2 protein-coding genes are annotated in these 23,203 nt (G+C 74.7%); both read left to right on the top strand.

All coding sequences use genetic code 11. The annotated features are described in order from the left end of the window. Positions 1 to 202 precede the first annotated feature (202 nt). Positions 203 to 8,722, top strand: coding sequence for a type I polyketide synthase (locus tag SGFS_RS06890; RefSeq protein ID WP_286248502.1), 8,520 nt, complete (start codon positions 203 to 205; stop codon positions 8,720 to 8,722). Between the two features lie 101 nt (positions 8,723 to 8,823). Next, positions 8,824 to 23,199, top strand: coding sequence for a type I polyketide synthase (locus SGFS_RS06885; protein ID WP_286248500.1), 14,376 nt, complete (start codon positions 8,824 to 8,826; stop codon positions 23,197 to 23,199). Positions 23,200 to 23,203: the final 4 nt, after the last annotated feature.

The following is a 23,203-nucleotide window of genomic DNA, read 5'->3' as shown; positions in this document are numbered from 1 at the left end:
TTCCACGACCGACGAGACCGCTGATGCGCAGCAACCGTACCGACGACCCGGCCTTGCGGAAAGGGTCACTTGCCACTGGTTTCCGGCCACCGTCGAGTGTCGCGGGCGGCGCTATCGAAACGATATGCCGGGCTGCGAGAGTTCCTCCGTGGCCCGAGTAATTCCCATTGCCCGGACGGCCGGGAAGCCGGAAGTGGAAGAAATGTCTAATCAGGACGAGGTCGATCCGCACACGGCGATAGCGGTCATCGGATACTCCTGCCGACTGCCCGGCGCACCCGACCCGGAGACCTTCTGGCGGTTGCTCGCCGCGGGTCGGCACGCCATCACCGAGGCGCCCTCCGAGCGCTGGGACGCGGACGCGATCGCCGCGGCCGCGGCCGCGCCGGACGCCGAACGCGTGCGCTGGGGCGGTTTCCTCGACCGGGCCGACCTCTTCGACGCCGCCTTCTTCGGCATCTCCCCGCGCGAAGCCACCGCCATGGACCCCCAGCAGCGCCTCGTACTGGAACTCGGCTGGGAGGCCCTGGAACACGCCGGCACCGTCCCCGGCACCCTGGCCGACAGCCCGACCGCCGTGTTCGTCGGAGCCACCGCCGACGACTACGCCACCCTGCGCGCACGCCTCGGCGCCGCCGGCATCACCCGGCACACGGCCGTCGGCACCCAGCGCACCATGATCGCCAACCGGCTCTCCCACACCCTCGCCCTACGGGGACCCAGCCAGACCGTCGACTGCGGGCAGTCCTCTTCCCTGGTCGCTGTCCAACTGGCCTGCGAGAGCCTGCGCGCGGGCGACTGCACGGCCGCCCTCGCCGGCGGCGTCAACCTCAACCTCGCCCTGGACGGCGCGCTCGTCGCCGCCAGTTCGGGCGCGCTCTCGCCCGACGGGCGGTGCCACACCTTCGACGAGCGGGCCAACGGTTATGTACGCGGCGAGGGCGGCGCCCTGGTCGTCCTCAAGACCCTCGACCGGGCGATCGCCGACGGCGACTCGATCCGCTGCCTGATCCTCGGCGGCGCCGTGAACAACGCCGGCAACGCCTCCTCCGGGCTCACCGTGCCCGACGAGAGTGCCCAGCGCGAGGTGATCCGGCTCGCCCACCGCCGCGCCCGGACGCGCCCCGACCAGGTGCAGTACGTCGAGCTGCACGGCACCGGCACGAAGGCCGGCGACCCCGTCGAGGCTGCGGCACTCGGCGCGGCGCTCGGCACCGAGAGGACACCCGGCCGCCCGCTGGCCGTCGGATCCGCCAAGACCAACGTCGGTCATCTGGAGGCCGCCGCCGGAGTCGTGGGCCTGCTCAAGGTCATCCTGTCCATCGAGTACCAGGCCCTTCCGCCCAGCCTCAACTTCACCACCCCGCCCCCCGCGCTGCCGCTGGACCGCCTCAACCTCACGGTGCAGCGGGAACTCGCCCCTTGGCCGTACGACGACCTGCCGAGGACCGCCGGGGTGAGTTCGTTCGGCATGGGCGGCACCAACTGCCATCTGGTGCTGTCGGACTGGCGCGGCCGGGGCACGCCCGCGGCGGAACCCGAGCCGTCCGTCGCCCTGTTGCCCGTCCCCGTCACCCTCTCCGGCCGTGACGAGCCCGCCCTGCGCGCCCAGGCGGCCCGGCTGCTCGGCCATCTCGCCGACCGCCCCGAACTCGCGCCCGACGAGATCGCGTACTCCGGCGCCACGACCCGCACCCACTTCGCACGACGCGCCGTCGTCCTCGCCACCGATCGCGACGACCTCCTCGAGTCGATCGCGGCACTAGCCGAAGGACGCCCCGCCCCGCGCGTGGTGGAGGGCACAGCACGCGAGGGCGGCCTCGCGTTCCTGTTCACCGGGCAGGGCAGCCAGCGGCCCGGTATGGGCGCCGCACTGTACGCCACGTACCCCGTGTTCGCGGACGCCTTCGACGAGGCGTGCGAGCACCTGGGCCGGTTCCTCGACCGGCCGTTGCGGGACCTGGTCCTCGACAGCGGGGGCACCCCCGACGCGGCCCTGCTCGACCGGACCCGCTACACCCAGCCCGCGCTTTTCGCCTTCGAGACCGCGCTGTACCGGCTGCTCGAACACTGGGGACTGACCCCGGACGCCGTACTGGGCCACTCCGTCGGCGAGCTGGTCGCGGCGCACGCGGCCGGCGTGCTGGACCTGCCCGACGCCTGCGCGCTCGTGACGGCCCGCGGCCGGCTGATGGAGCGGCTGCCCGAAGGCGGCGCCATGGTGTCGGTCCAGGCCTCCGAGGAGGAACTCCGTCCCGACCTGGCCGGCCACGAGGGCCGGGTCGCCGTCGCCGCGGTCAACGGACCCGCCTCGACCGTGCTCTCCGGCGACGAGGACGCCGTGCTCCGCCTCGCCCGACGCTGGCGCGGCCGGGGCCGCAAGACCAGGCGACTGCGGGTGAGCCACGCCTTCCACTCACCGCACATGGACGGCATGCTCGACGAGTTCCGCCAAGTCGCAGAGAACCTCACCTACCGGGCGCCGAGCATCCCCGTCGTCTCCAACCTGACCGGCCGGACCGCCACCGACGACGAACTCCGTTCGCCGGACCACTGGGTCCGCCACGCCCGCGACGCGGTCCGCTTCCTCGACGGCGTCAGGACTCTGCACGCCCGCGGCATCACCTTCCACCTGGAGATCGGGCCGGACGCGGTGCTCTCCTCCATGGCCCGCGACTGCGCGCCCGACGGTGCCGACCAGGTCTTCGTACCCGCCGTCCGGGAGGACCGCGACGAGGTGTCGACCCTGGTCACGGCACTCGCGGAGCTGCACGTCAACGGAGTCCCCGCAGCCCTGAGCCGAGTACTCTCCTGTCCGCGTGCCCGCCGTGTCGCCCTGCCCACCTACGCCTTCCAGCGGCAGCGGTACTGGCTCGACTCACCGCAAGGCGCTGCCGCACCGGAACTTCCGGCTGCAGAGCCCGACATGGACAGCCCTGCCGTTCGGACGCCGACCGGTGGCGGCCGCCTCGAACCGGCCGAGCTGGTGCGCACGCACGTCGCCCGCGTCCTCGGCCACCTCTCGGCCGACGCGGTCCCGCTCGGCACCTCCTTCAAGGAACTCGGCTTCAGCTCCCTGATGGGCGTCGAACTGAGCGACCTCCTCAGCCGGTCCACGGGCGCCCGCCTGCCCAGCACCCTGATCTACGACCACCCGACACCCGAGGCCCTGATCCGGTATGTGCGGAACACGGCGGAGGACGACGCGGCGGAGGGCGTGGAGGCTCTCACCTCGGCCGGTGTGGGGGAGCCGGTGGCGGTGGTGGGGATGGCGTGCCGGTTGCCGGGTGGGGTGGGTTCGCCTGCGGAGTTGTGGGAGTTGGTGGCGTCGGGGCGGGAGGGTGTGTCGGAGTTTCCGGTGGACCGGGGCTGGGACGTGGAGGGGTTGTACGACCCTGATCCGGATCGGCCGGGGACGTCGTACACGCGTCATGGTGGGTTTTTGCATGAGGCGGCGGAGTTCGATGCGGAGTTCTTCGGGATTTCGCCGCGTGAGGCGTTGGCGATGGATCCGCAGCAGCGGTTGTTGTTGGAGGCGTCGTGGGAGGCGGTGGAGCGGGCGGGTATCGATCCGCACGCGTTGCGCGGCAGCCGCACCGGCGTCTTCGCCGGCACCTTCACGTTCCGCGACTCCGACACCGGCGCCACACTGCCCGATTCCTCCGAGGGGCGACGCCTGACCGGTGGCGCGGCAAGCGTGCTGTCGGGTCGGGTGGCGTTTTCGTTGGGGCTTGAGGGTCCTGCGGTGACGGTGGACACGGCGTGTTCGTCGTCGTTGGTGGCTATCCATCTGGCTGCGTCGTCGTTGCGGGCGGGGGAGTGTTCGCTGGCGTTGGCGGGTGGGGTGACGGTGATGTCGTCGCCTGGGACGTTCGTGGAGTTCTCGCGGCAGCGGGGGCTGTCGGCGGACGGTCGCTGCCGGTCCTTCGCGGCGTCGGCTGAGGGCACGGGCTGGGCGGAAGGCGTGGGGCTGCTCGTGCTGGAGCGGTTGTCCGATGCCCGGCGCCATGGTCATCGGGTGTTGGCGGTGGTGCGCGGCAGCGCGGTGAACCAGGACGGGGCCAGCAATGGGCTGACCGCGCCGAGTGGGCCGGCGCAGGAGGGGGTGATCCGGGCGGCGCTGTCTGCGGCCGGGGTGACTGCGGGTGACGTCGATGTCGTGGAGGCGCATGGCACGGGGACCCGGCTCGGGGACCCGATCGAGGCGCAGGCGCTGCTGGCCACCTACGGGCAGGGCCGGGACGATGAACGGCCGTTGTGGCTGGGGTCGTTGAAGTCCAACATCGGGCATGTGCAGGCGGCTGCGGGTGTGGCCGGTGTGATCAAGATGGTGATGGCTCTTCAGGAAGGTGCGCTGCCGCGGACCTTGCACGTGGATGAGCCGACGCCGCTCGTCGACTGGGACTCGGGTGGGGTTGAGCTGCTGACGGAGCAGCGGGAGTGGGAGGCGGTCGAGGGGCGTCCTCGGCGGGCCGGGGTGTCGTCGTTCGGGATCAGTGGGACCAATGCCCACCTCATTCTGGAGGAGGCGCCGCCCGCTCAGTCGGTCGACTCCGCCCCCGTCCCTTCCCCCGGAACCGTCCTGTGGCCGTTGTCCGGCCGGACCGAGCCGGCTCTGCGGGCGCAGGCACAGCGGTTGCGTGCGCAGCTGAGCGCGGAGCCACGGGCCCGGCTCGCCGATGTCGGCTTCTCGCTGGCCACCACGCGTGCGGCGCTGGAGCACCGGGCGGTGCTGGTCGGCGACGAACCGGACCGGCTGCTCGCGGATCTGGCGGCGCTGGCGGACGGCGACCTGCCGTCGCGCGTCCCGTACGGCGTGCCGAGTGGCGGGAAGACGGCGTTCCTCTTCACCGGGCAGGGCAGTCAGCGCGTCGGCATGGGGCGTGCACTCCACGCGCGTTTCCCGGTGTTCGCCGAGGCGCTGGACGAGATCTTCGAGGAGTTCGACGACCTCCTCGGGCGGCCCCTGCGCGAAGTCGTCTTCGCCGAGGCGGACTCCCCGGAGGCCGCCCTGCTGGACCGGACCGTGTTCACCCAGGCCGGATTGTTCGCCGTGGAGGTGGCCCTCTTCCGGCTCGTCGAGCACTTCGGCATACGCCCGGACCGGGTGGCCGGACACTCGGTCGGCGAACTGGCGGCTGCCCACGCCGTCGGGATGATGTCGTTGCCGGACGCCGTGACGCTCGTCGCCGAGCGAGGCCGCCTGATGGAGGCGCTGCCCGAAGGCGGTGCGATGGTCTCGGTCCAGGCGCCCGAGGCGGAGGTCGCCGAACTGCTGCGCGGGCGCGAGGCGCGGGTGGCGCTCGCCGCCGTCAACGGCCCCCTCTCCTGCGTGCTCTCCGGCGACGAGGACGCCGTCATGGAGATCGCCGGTGCGCTGTCGGCGCGCGGACGCAGGACCAGGCGGCTGCGGGTCAGCCATGCCTTCCACTCGCCCCGCATGGACCCCATGCTGGACGAATTCCGCCGGGTGGCCAGGGGCCTCGACCTGTCGGCTCCCGCCGTACCACTGCTGTCGGACATGACGGGTCGGCCGGTCGCCGGGCCGGACGACGTCCCCCTGGATGCTGCGGACCAGGCGGTCTACTGGGCCCGGCACGTCCGGGAGACCGTGCGATTCGCCGACGTCGTACGGGCTCTTCGGGCGGACGGGGTGACGACGTTCCTGGAGATCGGGCCGGACGCCGTACTGACCGCCATGGGACGCGACTGCCTCCCCGAGGACGACGAGGCGCAGGCGGAGTTCGTCCCCCTGTTGCGGCGTGAGCACCCTGAGGACCGGACGCTCGCGGAGGGCCTGGCCCGGCTCCATGTGCGAGGCGCCGACGTCGACTGGACGGCCGTGTTCGCCGGTACGGGTGCCCGCCGCGTCGACCTGCCCACGTACGCATTCCAGCACAGGCGTTACTGGCCGGCCGTCAGCCCGCGCACCGCCGTGGACGCGCCCGCGCTGGGGCTCGGTACCGGCGGTCATCCCCTGCTCGGTGCCGCTGTGCGACCCGCGGACTCCGACACCCTCGTGCTCACCGGGCGGCTGTCCCTGGACACCCAACCCTGGCTCGCCGACCACACCGTCCTCGACACCGTGCTCTTCCCCGGCGCCGGGCTCGTGGAGCTGGCCCTGCACGCGGCCCGCCGTACCGGCTGCGAACTGCTGGAGGAGCTGACTCTGCAGGCGCCGCTGCGACTCCCGGACGAGGGCGCCGTCGAGCTCCAGGTCCAGGTGGCGGGGGCCGAGGACGATGGCCGACGGTCCGTCACCGTGCACACCCGGCCTGCGGCGACAACGGCTCGTGGCAGGGACAACGGCGAGGCTGACGCCGGAGACTGGACGCTGCACGCCGTCGGGGTGCTCGCCCCGGCCGCCGGAGCCGTCACCGATGCCGGTGCCTTCACGAACTGGCCGCCCGAGGACGCCGAGGAGGTGGACCTGACCGGGTGGTACGAGTCGCTCGCCGCCCAGGGCTTCGGTTACGGTCCCGCCTTCCGGGGGCTGCGTGCCGCGTGGCGTCGCGGTACGGAGGTCTTCGCGGAGCTGGCCCTTCCCGAGGAGCAGGCCGCCGACGCGGCCGGGTACGGACTGCACCCCGCGCTGCTCGACGCCGCCCTGCACGCCATCGAACTGGGCGCGCTGCCCGGCGGAGACGGCGCCCGTCTGCCCTTCGCGTGGAGCGCGGTACGCCTGGACACCGCCGGGGCCACCGCGGCCCGCGTCCGGCTGGCGCCCGCCGGCCCCGACGCGGTCACCCTCACCTTCGCCGACGCGGCCGGCCGTACGGTGGCGTCGGTCGGCACGCTGTCCCGGCGGCCGGTCTCCGCCGAGCAGCTCCGGACGGCCGGGGGCGGCGGGCGCGAACCGCTGTTCCGGGTGGAGTGGATTCCGCTGCCCGGCTCCGTCGGCGGCTCCGGTTCCGATGTGCTCCCCGGTCGGTGGGCGGTCGTCGGTGACACCGCCGACACGGCCGACCTGGCCGACCTGGCCGACCTGGCCGAATCGCCGACGGTGGCCGGTACCCACGCGGACCTCGCCGCGCCGGCCGAAAGCGGTGGCAGCGAGGCTGACGTCCCGGACGTCGTCCTGGCCCCGCTGACCGGCCCCGCCTCGGACGGTACGGACGCGGTGCACGCCGCCGGACGTGCGCTGGCCCTGGTTCAGGGCTGGCTGGCCGACGGGCGTTTCGCCGCCTCCCGCCTGGTCGTCGTCACCCGGGGCGCCATCGCCACGGGGCCGGACGAGGACGTGCCCGACCTGGCGCACAGCTCTGTCTGGGGTCTCATCCGCTCGGCACAGACCGAGCACCCCGACCGGATCACCCTGCTGGACCTCGACGACGAACCCGCCTCGCGGCAGACTCTCACGGCGGCCCTCGCCGCTGCGGAGGCCTCGGGCGAAGCCCAACTCGCCCTCCGTGCCGGGCGCGTACTCGTCCCCCGGCTGACCCGCTCCACGTCACCGGTGTCCGGCGAGGCACCGTGGCGGGCCGACGGCACCGTACTGATCACGGGCGCGACCGGCGCACTCGGCGCCGCCGTGGCCCGTCACCTGGTCACCGAGCACGGCGTACGCGATCTGCTGCTCGCCGGCCGACGGGGCGATGCGGCTCCCGGCGTCACCGAACTGCGTGCGGAGCTGGCCGAGTCGGGCGCCAGGGTCACCGTCGCCGCCTGTGACGTCGCCGACCGTGCGGCTCTGGCGGCACTGCTCGACAGCGTGCCCGCAGACCGTCCGCTGACGGCCGTGGTGCACGCCGCCGGTGTCCTCGACGACCGGGTGTTCGACGCCCTCACCCCCGAGAGCCTCGAAGCGGTCCTCCGACCGAAGGCGGACGCCGCCCGGCACCTGCACGACCTCACCCGCGAGCTCGACCTGAGCGCCTTCGTCCTCTTCTCCTCCGTACAGGGGCTCCTCGGGGGCGCGGGACAGGCCAACTACGCGGCGGCCAACACCTTCCTGGACGCCCTGGCACGCCGTCGGCGGACCAGTGGCCTCGCGGCCACCTCGCTCGCCTGGGGCCCGTGGGCGGAGGGCGGCATGGCAGCCGGGCTCGGCGACGCCGACCGCCGCCGGTTCGCCCGTGTGGGCATCCACGCGCTCACCCCCGATCAGGGCCTGCGGCTCCTCGACGCCGCGCTGGCCTCCGGCGACGCCTGCCCCGTGCCGCTGGCCCTCGACACCGCCGCACTACGGGCCGCGGGACCGGGCGTCCCCGCGTTGTTGCGCGGGCTGGCCCCGGTGTCCACCCGGGGTACGACGGGGCAGGGCACGCCCGCCGGAGCCCCCGGCGACCGTCTTGTGGCCCGGCTCGTGGAACTCGACGCGACCGCCCAGGAGAAGCAACTGCTCGCCCTGGTGCGGACCGAGGCCGCCGCCGTCCTGAACTACGACCGTGCCGAGACGGTCGACGCGCGCCGGAGCTTCAAGGAACTCGGCGCCGACTCGCTCAGCGCCGTCGAACTGCGCAACCGGCTCGGCAAGGCCACCGGCCTGCGGCTGTCCGCGACCGTCGTGTTCGACCACCCGACGCCCATCGCGCTGGCCGGACGGCTGCGGTCCGAACTCTTCCCCGCCGCCGGCACCGACACGGCTACGGACACGGCTTCGGACACGGAGGACGGGGGAGCAGGGGCCCACGCGGAGGCACTGGCCGCCGAGGAGGAACTGATCGACGCCATGGACGTGGCGGAGCTGGTCCGTATGGCCCGCGAAGGCATCGAGTCCTGAACAGCACCGGGAGAAGGAAGCTCATGACCCGAACGCCGTCTTCTTCATCACCGTCCTCACCTTCCTCGTCGTCCCCTTCGCCCGCCCCCGACGCGACCGTCGTGGCGGCACTCAGGGACGCCCTCAAGGAAACCGCCCGGCTGCGCCGCGAGAACCGGCAACTCCAGGCCGGTGTGGGGGAGCCGGTGGCGGTGGTGGGGATGGCGTGCCGGTTGCCGGGTGGGGTGGGTTCGCCTGCGGAGTTGTGGGAGTTGGTGGCGTCGGGGCGGGAGGGTGTGTCGGAGTTTCCGGTGGACCGGGGCTGGGACGTGGAGGGGTTGTACGACCCTGATCCGGATCGGCCGGGGACGTCGTACACGCGTCATGGTGGGTTTTTGCATGAGGCGGCGGAGTTCGATGCGGAGTTCTTCGGGATTTCGCCGCGTGAGGCGTTGGCGATGGATCCGCAGCAGCGGTTGTTGTTGGAGGCGTCGTGGGAGGCGGTGGAGCGGGCGGGTATCGATCCGCACGCGTTGCGCGGCAGCCGCACCGGCGTCTTCGCCGGAATCATGTACCACGACTACGGACCCGCACTGCACATACCCGCCGGAGGCGTCGACGGCCAGCGGCTGACGGGCGGCGCGGGAAGCGTGTTGTCGGGTCGGGTGGCGTTTTCGTTGGGGCTTGAGGGTCCTGCGGTGACGGTGGATACGGCGTGTTCGTCGTCGTTGGTGGCTATCCATCTGGCTGCGTCGTCGTTGCGGGCGGGGGAGTGTTCGCTGGCGTTGGCGGGTGGGGTGACGGTGATGTCGTCGCCTGGGACGTTCGTGGAGTTCTCGCGGCAGCGGGGGCTGTCGGCGGACGGTCGCTGCCGGTCCTTCGCGGCGTCGGCTGAGGGCACGGGCTGGGCCGAGGGGGTCGGGCTCCTGGTCCTGGAGCGGTTGTCCGATGCCCGGCGCAATGGTCATCGGGTGCTGGCGGTGGTGCGCGGCAGCGCGGTGAACCAGGACGGGGCCAGCAATGGGCTGACCGCGCCGAGTGGGCCGGCGCAGGAGAGGGTGATCCGGGCGGCGCTGTCGTCGGCCGGGGTGACTACGGGTGACGTCGATGTCGTGGAGGCGCATGGCACGGGGACCCGGCTCGGGGACCCGATCGAGGCGCAGGCGCTGCTGGCCACCTACGGGCAGGGCCGGGACGATGAACGGCCGTTGTGGCTGGGGTCGTTGAAGTCCAACATCGGGCATGTGCAGGCGGCTGCGGGTGTGGCCGGTGTGATCAAGATGGTGATGGCTCTTCAGGAAGGTGCGCTGCCGCGGACCTTGCACGTGGATGAGCCGACGCCGCTCGTCGACTGGGACTCGGGTGGGGTTGAGCTGCTGACGGAGCAGCGGGAGTGGGAGGCGGTCGAGGGGCGTCCTCGGCGGGCCGGGGTGTCGTCGTTCGGGATCAGTGGGACCAATGCCCACCTCATCCTGGAGGAGGCACCGCCCGCCGCGCCCGTCGACTCCGTCCCCGACACGTTCCCCGTGCCGCTGGTGCTCTCCGCCCGCACCCCGGACGCGCTGCGCGACCAGGCACGCCGTCTGCTGCCGCTCCTTCGGGACGCCGACGGGCCCGCCGCCCGCGACCTCGGCTACTCCCTCCTCACGTCCCGTTCGCTGTTCGACCACCGTGCGGTCGTCGGCGGGGACCGGCGGACGGTGGAGGAGGGGCTCGCGGCGCTGGCAGCCGGTGCGCCCGGCGCGGACGTGGCGGAGGGCGAGGCTTCCGCCACCGGACCGGTCGTGTTCGTCTTCCCCGGGCAGGGCTCGCAATGGGCGGGTATGGCGCGGGAGTTGCTGGACGAGTCGCCGGTGTTCGCGGCGCGGATGGAGGAGTGCGAGCGGGCACTGGCTCCCTTCGTGGACTGGTCGTTGCTCGACGCCGTGCGGTCGGGCAGTGCCTGGGATCGCGTGGACGTGGTGCAGCCGGCGCTGTTCGCGGTGATGGTGTCGCTGGCGGAGGTCTGGCGGTCGTTCGGCGTCGTGCCGGACGCCGTCGTGGGGCACTCGCAGGGGGAGATCGCCGCCGCCGTGGTGGCGGGTGCGCTGTCCCTGGAGGACGGGGCCAAGGTCGTGGCCCTGCGCAGCCAGGCGCTGGGGGTCCTCGCAGGACGCGGCGGCATGGTCTCCGTGGCCCTCCCGCACGACCGTCTGACGGACCTCCTCGCCGACCGCCCAGGGCTGTCGATCGCCGCCGTCAACGCCCCTTCCGCCGCGGTGGTGTCCGGCGACCCCGACGCTCTGGCCGCGTTGCTGACGGACTGTGAGGCCGAGGGCGTACGGGCCCGGCGCATCGACGTGGACTACGCCTCGCACTCCGCCCATGTGGAGGAGATACGCGGGGCGCTCCTGGAAGCCCTGGCCGGACTCCGGCCGACCGCCGCCCAAGTGCCGCTGTACTCCACGGTGGAGGGCGGCGGCTGGCTGGACACCGCGACCATGGACGCCGAGTACTGGTACCGCAACCTGCGGGCCACCGTGGCGTTCGCGCCGTCCGTCCGCGCGCTCGCGGAGTCCGGCTACACCGGGTTCATCGAGGTCAGCCCGCACCCGGTGCTCACCATGGGCATCGAGGAGACCGTCCAGGAGACGGGACACGACGCCGTCGTACTCGGTACGCTCCGGCGCGGCGAGGGGGGCCTGCGGCGCCTGCACCACGCGCTCGGCGAGGCCTTCGTACGCGGACTCCCCGTCGACTGGAAGCCGGCCTTCGCTGACACCGGCGCCCGGCTGGTGGACCTGCCCACCTATCCGTTCCAGCGCCGCCGCTACTGGCTGGAGACGCCGCAGGCGTCGGACTCCGCCGCCCCGGCCGACGACACGCTGTGGCAGGAGATCGAGAACCAGGACTCCGCTGCCCTCGCCGACGCCCTGGGCGTCGACCCGGACGCGGTGGGCGAGGTACTGCCCGCCCTGACCGCGTGGCGCTCCGAGCGGATACGGGGGCAGCGAGCCGACAGCTGGCGCCACCGGGTGGGCTGGCGCCCGCTGACGCCGGCCCACCCGGTGGCGCTGTCCGGGCGGTGGCTCGTCGCGCTTCCGGCGCCGGACAGCGGTGGCGGCGCCGACGTACTGGCCGCGCTGACGGCGGCCGGGGCGGAAGCGGTGCCCGTCGTCGTCTCCGCCCCCGACCAGGACCGGGAATCGCTCGCCGCCGCCCTGCGTGCCGCGTCGGCCGAGGAGCCCGTGGCCGGCGTGCTCTCGCTGCTGGCCGAGGAGGTCCGCCCGCACCCCGCCCACCCCGACGTGCCCGCCGGGCTCTCCCTGACCCTCGCCCTGGTCCAGGCGCTCGGCGACACCGGGACGGACGCCCCGCTGTGGTGCGCCACCCGTGGCCTGGCCGCCGTGGGCGGTGGCGAGCGGCCGGGAGCGAGCGTGCAGGCCGCGGTCGCCGGACTGGGCCGGACGGTCGCGCTGGAACGGCCCGACAGCTGGGGCGGCCTCGTCGACCTGCCCGACGTACTGGACGAGCGGGCGGGGGGCCGGCTCTGCGCGGTCCTCGCCGCCGTCGCCGACGAGGACCAGGTCGCCGTGCGTTCCGCCGGTGTGTACGGCCGCCGTCTGCTGCCGGTGAAGCCCGGTGGTCGGGCGGCCGACCGAGTCCCCGGCGGCACCGTACTGATCACCGGCGGCACCGGCGGCGTCGGCGCCCAGGTCGCCCGGGAGCTGGCCGGACAGGGAGCGGCCCACCTGTTGCTGCTCAGCCGTCGCGGACCGGCGGCCCCCGGCGCGGACGACCTGCGCGCCGAACTCACCGCGCTCGGCGCGCGGGTGACCATCGCCGCCTGCGACGCCGCCGACCGCGCGGAACTGGCGGCCGTCGTCGCCGCGATCCCCGCAGAGGAGCCGCTCACCACGGTCGTCCACGCCGCCGGCGTCCTCGACGACGGCACCCTCGACGCCCTCGACCCGACACGGCTCGCCACCCTGATGCGCGTCAAGGTCACCGCCGCCCGCGCACTGCACGAGGTCACCGACGGCCTCGGCCTGACCGACTTCGTCGTGTTCTCCTCCTTCATGGGCGTCCTCGGCAGCGCGGGCCAGGGCAACTACGCCGCCGCCAACGCAGCGCTCGACGCCCTCGTCGCCGAACGCCGGGCCGCCGGACTGCCGGGCACCTCCGTCGCCTGGGGCGCCTGGGCGGGCGGCGGCATGGTCGACGACGGGATCGCCGACCGGCTGCGCCGCCTCGGCATCAGCCCCATGGAACCCCGGGCGGCCGTGCGCGCCATGACCGCCGCCCTCGCGGACCGCGACGAACTCTGCGTCGTCGCCGACGTGGACTGGCAGCGCTACCGCGAGGCCGTAGGCCTGCGCTCCACGGCACTGCTGAGCGGCCTGCCGGGCGCCGTCGCTCCCGACGCGCGCATACCGGAGCGGGCCGAACAGGAAGGACAGGTGGGTGGGCAGCTCGCCGCGCTTCCGGCCGCCGAGCGGTCCCGCCACATCACCGACCTCGTCCGCACCCACGCCGCGACGGTGCTGCGCCACCGGTCCGCCACCGACATCGCCCCCGGCCGCGCCTTCGCCGAACTCGGCTTCGACTCCCTCACCGCGGTGGAACTCCGCAACCGCCTCGGCACGGCCACCGGACTGAGGCTGCCCACCACCCTGCTCTTCGACCACCCGACACCGCAGGCACTCGCCGCCCACCTCCTCGCCGAACTCGCCCCGTCCGGCCCGGACACACAGCCTTCCCAGGGCCCCGCCGCCCTCCCCGCGAGGCCGGCCGACGACGACCCGATCGCCATCATCGGCATCGGCTGCCGCTTCCCCGGCGCCGTGCACGGCCCGGACGCCTACTGGCAGCTGCTCTCCGAGGGACGGGACGTCATCGCGGACTGGCCACTGGACCGGGGCTGGGACACCGAGGGCCTCTACGACCCTGACCCGGACCGGCCCGGCACCACATACAGCCGACGCGGCGGATTCCTGCACGACGCAGGGGGCTTCGACGCCGCCTTCTTCGGGATCTCGCCCCGCGAGGCACTGGCCATGGACCCGCAGCAGCGGCTCCTCCTGGAGACCTGCTGGGAGACCGTCGAACACGCTGGCATCGACCCGACCGCACTGCGCGGACGCCCGGTCGGCGTGTTCGTCGGCACCAACGGCCAGGACTACCCCGGCGTCCTCGACGGCGCGCCCGGTGTGTCCGAGGGACACGTCATGACCGGCAACACCGCCAGCGTCATGTCCGGCCGGATCTCCTACGAACTGGGCCTCGACGGCCCCGCCCTGACCGTGGACACCGCGTGCTCCTCGTCGCTGGTGACCCTGCACCTGGCCGCGCAGGCGCTGCGCCGCGGCGAATGCGCGCAGGCCCTCGCCGGGGGCGTCACCCTCATGACCACACCCAAGCTGTTCGTCGAGTTCAGCCGCCAGCGTGGATTGGCCCCGGACGGCCGCTGCAAGGCGTTCGCCGCCTCCGCCGACGGCACCGGCTGGGCCGAGGGCGTCGGCATGCTCCTCCTGGAGCGACTCTCGGACGCCCGCCGCCAGGGCCACCGGGTGCTCGCGGTGCTCAGCGGCACCGCCGTCAACCAGGACGGCGCCAGCAACGGCCTCACCGCACCCAACGGACCCGCACAGCAGCGGGTCATCCGGGCCGCGCTCACCGACGCCCGGGTCACGGCCGCCGAGATCGACGCCGTCGAGGCCCACGGCACCGGCACCCGGCTCGGCGACCCCATCGAGGCCCAGGCCCTCCAGGCCGTGTACGGCACCGGGCGGTCGGCCGAGGGGCCGCTGTGGCTGGGGTCGGTCAAGTCCAACATCGGCCACACCCAGGCGGCCGCCGGCGTCGCGGGCGTCATCAAGATGGTGCTCGCCATCCGCCACGCCGAACTGCCCCGCACCCTGCACGCCGACGAACCCAGCACGCACATCGACTGGGACACCGCGGGTCTGCGGCTGCTCACCGAGCCCACCCCGTGGCCGGAGACGCGCCGGCCGCGCCGGGCCGGAGTCTCGTCGTTCGGCATCAGCGGGACCAACGCACACGTGATCGTGGAGCAGGCGCCTGTCTCCGGTGAGGATCAGCGGGAGGCCTCGGACCCGTCCGCGGGCGGTGCGGAGGCCGGCACGCACACGCCTCCGGCCAGGACACTGCCACTGCTCCTCTCCGCCCGTACCCCCGCCGCGCTCCGCGCCCAGGCCGCCCGGCTGCTCGACCACCTCGACACGCACCCCGGCACCCCGCTGCCCGACGTCGCCCTGGCCCTCGCCCGTGGCCGGGCCGCGCTGGAGCACCGGGCAGCCGTGCCAGGGCACGACGAGACGGCCGCGCGCCGTGCCCTGGCGGCGCTGGCCACCGGAACACCCGCGCCGGAACTGGTCACCGGGCTCGCGGCGCCCGGACGCACCGTGCTGCTCTTCCCCGGGCAGGGCAGCCAGCGGGCCGCCGCCGGAGCCGCGCTGTACCGCGACGAGCCGGTGTTCGCCGACGCCCTGGACGACGTACTGACCCACCTCGCCCCGCACCTCGACCTCCCGCTGCGCGACCTCCTGTTCGCCGCCGAGGGCACCGAGCAGGCCCTGCTGCTGAACCGTACCCGGTACACCCAGCCCGCGCTGTTCGCCCTGGAAGTGGCGCTGTTCCGGCTGCTGGGCCACTGGGGGGTCGCCCCGGACGTCCTGATCGGCCACTCGGTCGGCGAACTGGCCGCCGCGCACGTCGCCGGCGTGCTGGACCTGCCCGACGCCTGCGCCCTGGTCGCCGCCCGCGGCCGTCTGATGGACGAACTGCCCGAAGGCGGCGCCATGGTGGCGGTCGAGGCCGGTGAGGACGAGGTGCTCCGCGTCCTCGGCGCCCTCGCCGACGACGGCACGGTCGGCATCGCGGCCGTCAACGGCCCGACGGCCACCGTGATCAGCGGCGACGAGGACGCCGTACTCGGCGCGGCCGAGGAGTTCCGCCGCCAGGGGCGCCGGACCCGGCGGCTCACCGTGAGCCACGCGTTCCACTCCGCCCGGATGGACGGCATGCTCGACGCCTTCCGGGAGGTGGCCGAGGGCCTGTCGTACGCCGAGCCCCGGATCCCCGTGATCTCCGACCTGACCGGTGAGCCCGCCTCCGCCGCCGAGTTGTGCTCCCCGGAGTACTGGGTGCGGCACGTGCGCGGCACCGTGCGGTTCATGGACGGCGTACGGCATCTGGTGGCCGAGGGCGCGACGACCTTCCTGGAGGCCGGGCCGGGCGGGGTGCTCTCCGCCCTGGTACCGGCCTGCCTCCCGGAGGACACCCCCGGGGCGCCCGGCGTGGCGGCGATCCCCCTGCTGCCCAAGCAGCAACCGGAGGCGGCATCGGTCGTCGCGGCCCTGGCCCGGCTCCACGTCCGCGCGGTCCCCGTCGACTGGTCCGCCGGTCGCGGGGACGCGCCGGACCGCCATGTCGACCTGCCCACCTACCCCTTCCAGCACGAGCGGTTCTGGCCGCGCCCGGCCGAAGGCAGGAGCACGAGCGGTACGGACGGCTCCGACGCCTTCTGGGACCTCGTCGGCACGGCCGACGTCCCGTCGGTCGCCTCGCTGCTGGGCCTCGACGAAGAGGCGCCGCTGGGTGACGTACTGCCCGCGCTGTCCGCCTGGCGCTCGCGCCGGGACGACGAGTCCGCCGCCGCCCGGCACCGGTACCGCGTCGACTGGCAGCCCCTGGCGGTGCCCGCCCGCACCCGGTTGTCCGGCACATGGCTCCTCGCGGTGCCGGACGACCCCGCCGTCACGGAGACTTCCGACGCCGTCGAGCGGGCCCTCGCGGAGCATGGCGCCGAGACGTCCGTCATCCGGGTCGGCGTCGGCGTCGGGCGCGCGGAGCTGGCCGGGATGCTCCCGGCCGGGGCCACCGGAGTGCTCTCCCTGCTTGCCCTGACCGACCGCCCCGACCCGGACCACGCGCCGCTCGGCGCGGGGCTCGCCCTCACCCTGACCCTCCTCCAGGCCCTCGGGGACACCGGCAGCCGGGCCCGCCTGTGGTGCGTGACCTCCGGCGCGGTCCGGGCGGGCGGCGGCATGGACACGCCGCCGTCACCCGCCCAGGCCCGCGTGTGGGGACTGGGCAGGGTCGCCGCCCTGGAACACCCCGACCGCTGGGGCGGACTGATCGACCTGCCCGAGCGGCTCGACCCCGCGGCACTGCGCGGGCTGTGCGCGTGCCTGGGGGCTGCGGGCGACGCCGACACCACCACCGGGCTCGCGGGAGAGGACCAGATCGCCGTCCGCCCGTCCGGCCTGCTCGGTCGGCGGCTGGTCCCGGCTCCTCGCGTCACGGAGGGCACCCAGGCTGCCGGCGCGGGCGCACCCGCTGTCGAGGAGGACGCACCGGCCCCTGCGGAAGGCGCCCCCGCTGTGAAAGGCCGCGTCGCCTCCGACGACGCCGTACCGTCCCCCACCGGCTGGCGCCCCCACGGAACCGTCCTGGTCACCGGAGGCACCGGCGGAATCGGTCGGCACGTCGCCCGCTGGCTGGCCCGGGAAGGGGCCGGGCATCTGGTGCTGGCCGGGCGGCAGGGGCCCGCCGCGCCCGGGGCGGCGACGCTCATCGCCGAGCTGGAACAGTCCGGTGCCCGGGTCACCGTGGCCGCCTGCGACATCGCCGACCGTGCCGAAGCCACCGCGCTCGTCGAGCGGCTCCGGGCGGCCGGGGACACCCCGCGCGCGGTCTTCCACGCTGCGGGCACCGTCTCCGACACCCGCACCGAGCACTGCACACCCGAACGGCTCCACGCGGAACTGGCCGCCAAGGCCGACGGCGCCGACCACCTCGACGAACTCCTCGCCGACGAACCGCTCGACGCCTTCGTCCTGTTCTCCTCCATCGCTGGCACCTGGGGCAGCGGCGGCCAGGCCGCGTACGCCGCCGCCAACGCGCACCTGGACGCCCTCGCCGCCCGGCGCAGGGCCCTCGGGCGCACCGCGGTCTCCGTCGCCTGGGGCCCCTGGGAGGGCACCGGCATGGCCGACGGCGACGCCGGCGCCGGGCTGCGCCGCCACGGCCTCGTCGGCCTGCGGCCCGAGGAGGCGCTGACCGCGCTCCGCCAGGCGCTGGACGCGGGGGACACCCATGTGGTCGTCGCCGACGTGGACTGGGGGCGGTTCGTCCCGGTCTTCACCTCCGGGCGCCCCAGCAGGCTGCTACAGACGCTGCCCGAAGCCGCCGAGGCGTTCGCGGCGGCGCCGTCCGAGAACACCTCGGCCGCACCGACGGACCAGGCCGGCCAGTGGCGCGACCGGCTCACGGCCCTGCCCGAGGCCGAAGGCAACCGGCTCCTCGTCGAACTGATCACCACCGAGGCGGCGGCGATCCTCGGCCACACCTCGGCCGAGCGGGTCGACCCCGACCGCCCGCTGCGCGACATCGGCTTCGACTCCATCACGGCCGTCGAACTGCGCAACCGCCTCGTCACCGGCACCGGATTCGGCCTGCCCGTCACCGCGCTCTTCGACCACCCCACGGCGACCGACCTCGCCCGGCACATCCGTGACGGCCTCGCGGGCACCGCACAGCCCGCCACCGGCCCGGACACCCCCGCGCCTCTGCCCACGACCGCCGACGATCCCCTCGCCGTGGTCGCGATGGCCTGCCGCTTCCCCGCCGGGGTGCGCACCCCGGAGGACCTGTGGCGGCTGGTCGCCGACGAGGTGGACGCCATCGGCGCCTTCCCTGCCGACCGCGGCTGGGACCTGGACGCGCTGTACGACCCCGACCCTGGCCGGCCCGGCACCTTCTACACCTCCGGCGGCGGATTCCTCGACGGGGCGGGCGACTTCGACGCCGGCTTCTTCGGGATCTCGCCCCGTGAGGCGCTGGCCATGGACCCGCAGCAGCGGCTGCTCCTGGAGACCTCCTGGGAAGTCCTCGAACGGGCCGGGATCGACCCGCTGTCGGTCCGCGGCAGCCGGGGCGGAGTCTTCGTCGGCGTCGCCTCCCAGGGGTACGGCACCGGTCCCGGCACACCGTCCGACGGAGTCGAAGGACATCTCCTCAGCGGCAACGTCACCAGCGTGGCGTCCGGCAGGATCGCCTACACGCTCGGCATCGAGGGCCCGGCGGTCACCCTCGACACGGCCTGCTCCTCCTCACTGGTCGCCCTGCACCTCGCCGGCCAGGCGCTGCGCTCCGGCGACTGCTCCTTCGCGCTCGTCGGCGGCGCCGCCGTGATGGCCGCCCCGGACGTCTTCGTCGAGTTCAGCAAGCAGGGCGGCCTCTCGCCCGACGGCCACTGCCGCTCGTTCGCCGACGGCGCCGACGGCACAGGCTGGGGCGAGGGCGCCGGCATGATCCTGGTCGAGCGACTCTCCGACGCCCGGCGCCTCGGCCACCCCGTCCTCGCCGTCGTCCGGGGTACGGCGGTCAACCAGGACGGCGCCAGCAACGGCCTCACCGCCCCCAACGGCCTCGCCCAGCAACGGGTGATCCGCCAGGCACTCGCCAACGCGGGCCTCTCCACCGCCGACGTCGACCTGGTCGAGGCGCACGGCACCGGCACCGTCCTCGGCGACCCCATCGAGGCGCAGGCGCTGCTGGCCACCTACGGGCAGGACCGCCCGGCGGACCGGCCGCTCTGGCTGGGCTCGCTGAAGTCCAACCTCGGCCACACCCAGGCCGCGGCGGGCGTGGCCGGACTGATGAAGACCGTCCTGGCCATGCGTCACGCAACGCTGCCCAGGACCCTGCACGCCGACGACCCCACCACCCGCGTCGACTGGTCCGGTGGAGCCGTCCGACTCCTCGACCGGGCCCGCCCCTGGGAGACCCCCGACCGGCCCCGCCGCGCCGGAGTCTCCGCGTTCGGCATGAGCGGCACCAACGCCCATGTCGTCCTGGAGGAGGCGACCCCGGGGACGGGCTCGGAAGCGACCTCGAAGACGGCCCTCCCGGCGGCAGCCGCCCCGCAGGACACCGACAGCCGAGGCCCGCGCCCGGCCACCGCGCTGCCCTGGCTCCTCTCCGCCCGCTCCCAGGCGGCCCTGCGCGAGCAGGCCGCGCGCCTGCACGCCCATCTGACCGCGCGGCCGGACCTGGAACCGGCCGACGTGGCCCACGCGTTGGCGACCACCAGGTCCTCCTTCCCGCACCGGGCCGTCGTCGTCGGAACCAGCCGTACGGAACTGCTGGACGCCCTGGCCGACTTCGCCGACCGGGCGGCCGCGTCCGGCGCCGTCGAGGGACACGCCCGCGGCGGTGGCCGTACCGTCTTCGTCTTCCCCGGCCAGGGCTCGCAGTGGGCGGGCATGGCCGTGGGGCTGCTGGACTCCGCCCCGGTGTTCGCGGAGCGGATCGCGGAGTGCGAGCGTGCCCTGTCGCCGTACGTGGACTGGTCGTTGACCGGTGTGCTGCGCGACGAGCCCGACGCGCCCTCGCTGGACCGGGTGGACGTGGTCCAGCCCGCGCTGTGGGCCGTGATGGTGTCGTCGGCCGCGCTGTGGCGGTCGTACGGTGTCGAGCCGTCGGCCGTCGTCGGGCACAGTCAGGGTGAGATCGCGGCTGCGGTGGTGGCGGGGGCGCTGTCCCTGGAGGACGGTGCCAAGGTCGTCGCGTTGCGCAGCCGGGCCCTCGTGGCGCTGGCGGGGGCCGGTGGCATGGTGTCCCTCGCCGTCTCCGAGGAGCGGGCCCGAGCCCTGCTGACACCCCACGGCGACCGCGTCTGCGTGGCCGCCGTGAACGGCCCCGACGCGGTGGTGGTGGCCGGCGAACCGGAGGCGCTCGCGGACCTCCTCGCGGCCTGCGAGACCGACGGGGTACGGGCCCGGCGCATCCCGGTCGACTACGCGGCGCACTCGGCCCAGGTGGCCCGGGTCCGCGACGACCTGCTCGCCGCCCTGGCCGACGTACGGCCGCGCACGGGCGAGACTCCGCTGTACTCCACGGTGACCGGCGAGCCCGTCGACGGGGCGCTGCTGACCGCGGACTACTGGTACCGGAACCTGCGCGAACCCGTTCAGTTCGTGCGCGCCACCGACCGTCTGCTCGACGCCGGGTTCGACCTCTTCGTCGAGACGAGCCCGCACCCCGTCCTCACCGCCGGAGTCGAGGGAACCGCGGAAAGGGCGGGCCGGACCGTCACCGCCGTCGGGACGCTGCGCCGCGACGACGGCGGCCCCGCGCGGTTCCTCGCCTCGCTCGCCGAGGCCTGGACCACCGGAGCCGAGGTGGACTGGCCGGACGTCCTGGACCGGGCCGCGCCCGGCGCCCGCCCTGTCCCCCTGCCCACCTACGCCTTCCAGCGGACCCGTTTCTGGCTGCCCACCCCCGGCCGGACCGCCCCGGCGACGGCAGGTACCGACGTCGTACAGGACCGCTTCTGGGCCGCCGTGGACAGCGCCGACCCTGCCGGACTGGCCGCCGCCCTCGGCGCGGACGCCGACGCCACACCGGAAGGCTTCGCCCCCGCGCTGCGCGAGGTGCTGCCGGTACTGTCCGGCTGGCGCCGCGCCCGGCTCGACCAGGACGCCGTACGGTCCCTCGGCTATCGCGTCCGCTGGCAGCCGGTGGCCGACCCGCCCGCCGTGCCGCTCGACGGCGACTGGCTCCTCGTCGTACCGAAGCAGCACGCCGACGCCCCGCTCGTCGGCGCGTGCCAGGACGCGTTGCGGCTCGGCGGCGCGCGGGCCCGCACCGTCACCGTGGACGCGGGCGACGCGGCCCGGACGGCACAGGACGTCGCCGACGCCGTCGCGGACGCGCCGATCCCGGCCGCCGGTGTGCTGTCCCTGCTCGCCCTGGACGAACGCGCGGCCGCCGACGGGTCTTTGGTGCTCGCCGGAACCGCCGCCACCCTCGAACTGCTCAAGGCCCTGGACGCCCTGGGGCTCGACGCCCCGCTGTGGTGCGTGACCGGCGGCGCCGTCGCCGTCCACCCCGACGAGCGGCTCGCCCGGCCGGGCGGGGCCCAGCTGTGGGGGCTCGGCCGGGTCGTCGGCCTGGAGCAGCCACGGCGCTGGGGCGGTATCGCCGACCTGCCGCCTAGCCCCGGCCCCGACGAGGTGCGCCGCCTCGCCGCGCTCCTCGCCGGCGGCTACGAGGAGGACCACCTCGCCGTACGGCCCACCGGCGGCCACGCACGCCGCCTCGTCCACGCCCCGGCCCCCGACGCGTCGGCGGGCCGCGACTGGACCCCGGCCGGGGGCACCGCCCTGATCACCGGTGACACCGAGACCCTGGGCGCGGACATCGCCCGCTGGCTGGCCCGGCGAGGCGCCGTTCGTGTCGTCCTGGCCGGAGACCGGAGCGTGGATCGGACGGGCGCGGCAGCCCCGCACGGCGACTTGGCCGTGGATCAGGAAGCCGTGGCGGCCCTGCGCGACGAACTCGCCGAGCTGGGCGCCGAGTTGACCGTCACCGGACACGGCCCCACCGACCGGGAAGCGGTGGCCGCACTGGTGGCCGACCCGCCCCTGACCGCCGTCGTCCACCTCGCCCACGCCCACGACCCCGGTGCCTCGCTCGCCGAACTCACCCCCGAGGACCTGGACGGCACCCTGCGTTCCACCCTCGGCCCCGTGACGGACCTCGACGCGCTGCTCGACGGCCACCCGGCCCCGCACTCCGTCGCCCTCGCCGCGCTGTTCCCGCTGAGCGGCGTCTGGGGGGCCGCCCGCCGGGGCGCCGCCACCAGCGCGTACGCCGCCCTGGAAGGACTGGCACGCGGCCGCCGCGACCAGGGGTACCACTGCGTCACCCTCGCCCTCGGCGGCCAGGAACCCGCGCCCGCCGGAACCGAGGCGGCGGAAGGCCCGCTGAGCACGGACACGGTCGTAGCGGCCCTGCAAGAGGCGCTGGACCACGACGAACCGGCCGCGATCCTCGCCGACGTCCGCTGGGACCGCATCGTGGCCGCAGTGCCCGACCCGCGCGCGCTGCGGCTGCTCAGCGAACTCCCCGAGGCGGCCCCGGCCCAGGGCGGCACCGGCGAGGCCGCCGACGAGTCGGCCGCCGCGGCCGCCGAACTCGTCGGCCGACTCGCACCGTTGGACGAACCCGCCCGGCGCCGTCTGCTGCTGGACCTGGTGTGCGACCACGCCGCCGCCGTCCTCGGACACACCGGCCGTCAGGCCGTCCCGGCCGACCAGGCGTTCTCCGCCGTCGGGTTCGACTCGATGCTCGCCGTGCGGTTCCGCAACCGGCTGCGCACGGCGACCGGCGTACCCATCGCCGCGACCGTCGTGTTCGACCATCCCACCCCCACCGCCCTCGCCGACCACCTCTACGAGGGCCTGTACGACGGGGCCGGGCCCACCGCCCCCGCGCTGGCCGAACTCCAGGCGCTGGAGGCGGCCCTGACGGCCGCCGATCCCCGCGCCCGGGGCGCCGACGAGATCGGCGCGCGGCTGCAGAACCTCGTACGGACCTGGGCCCGGCGCAGCGCGCCGGAGACCGGACCGGCGGACGCCGACGCACTCGGCTCGGCCAGCGCCGACGAGCTGTTCGACCTTCTTGACAACAACTTCGGAATGGCCTGAGGAG

Origin of the sequence: Streptomyces graminofaciens (assembly GCF_030294945.1) — a bacterium.
Lineage (GTDB): Bacteria > Actinomycetota > Actinomycetes > Streptomycetales > Streptomycetaceae > Streptomyces > Streptomyces graminofaciens.
The sequence above is the reverse complement of the archived record's forward strand: the minus strand, read 5'-3'. Positions and strand labels throughout refer to the sequence as shown.

Excerpts from the sequence above, each read along its gene's own strand:
- SGFS_RS06890 (WP_286248502.1), top strand. The coding sequence starts at position 203 with ATGTCTAATCAGGACGAGGTCGATCCGCACACGGCGATAGCGGTCATC.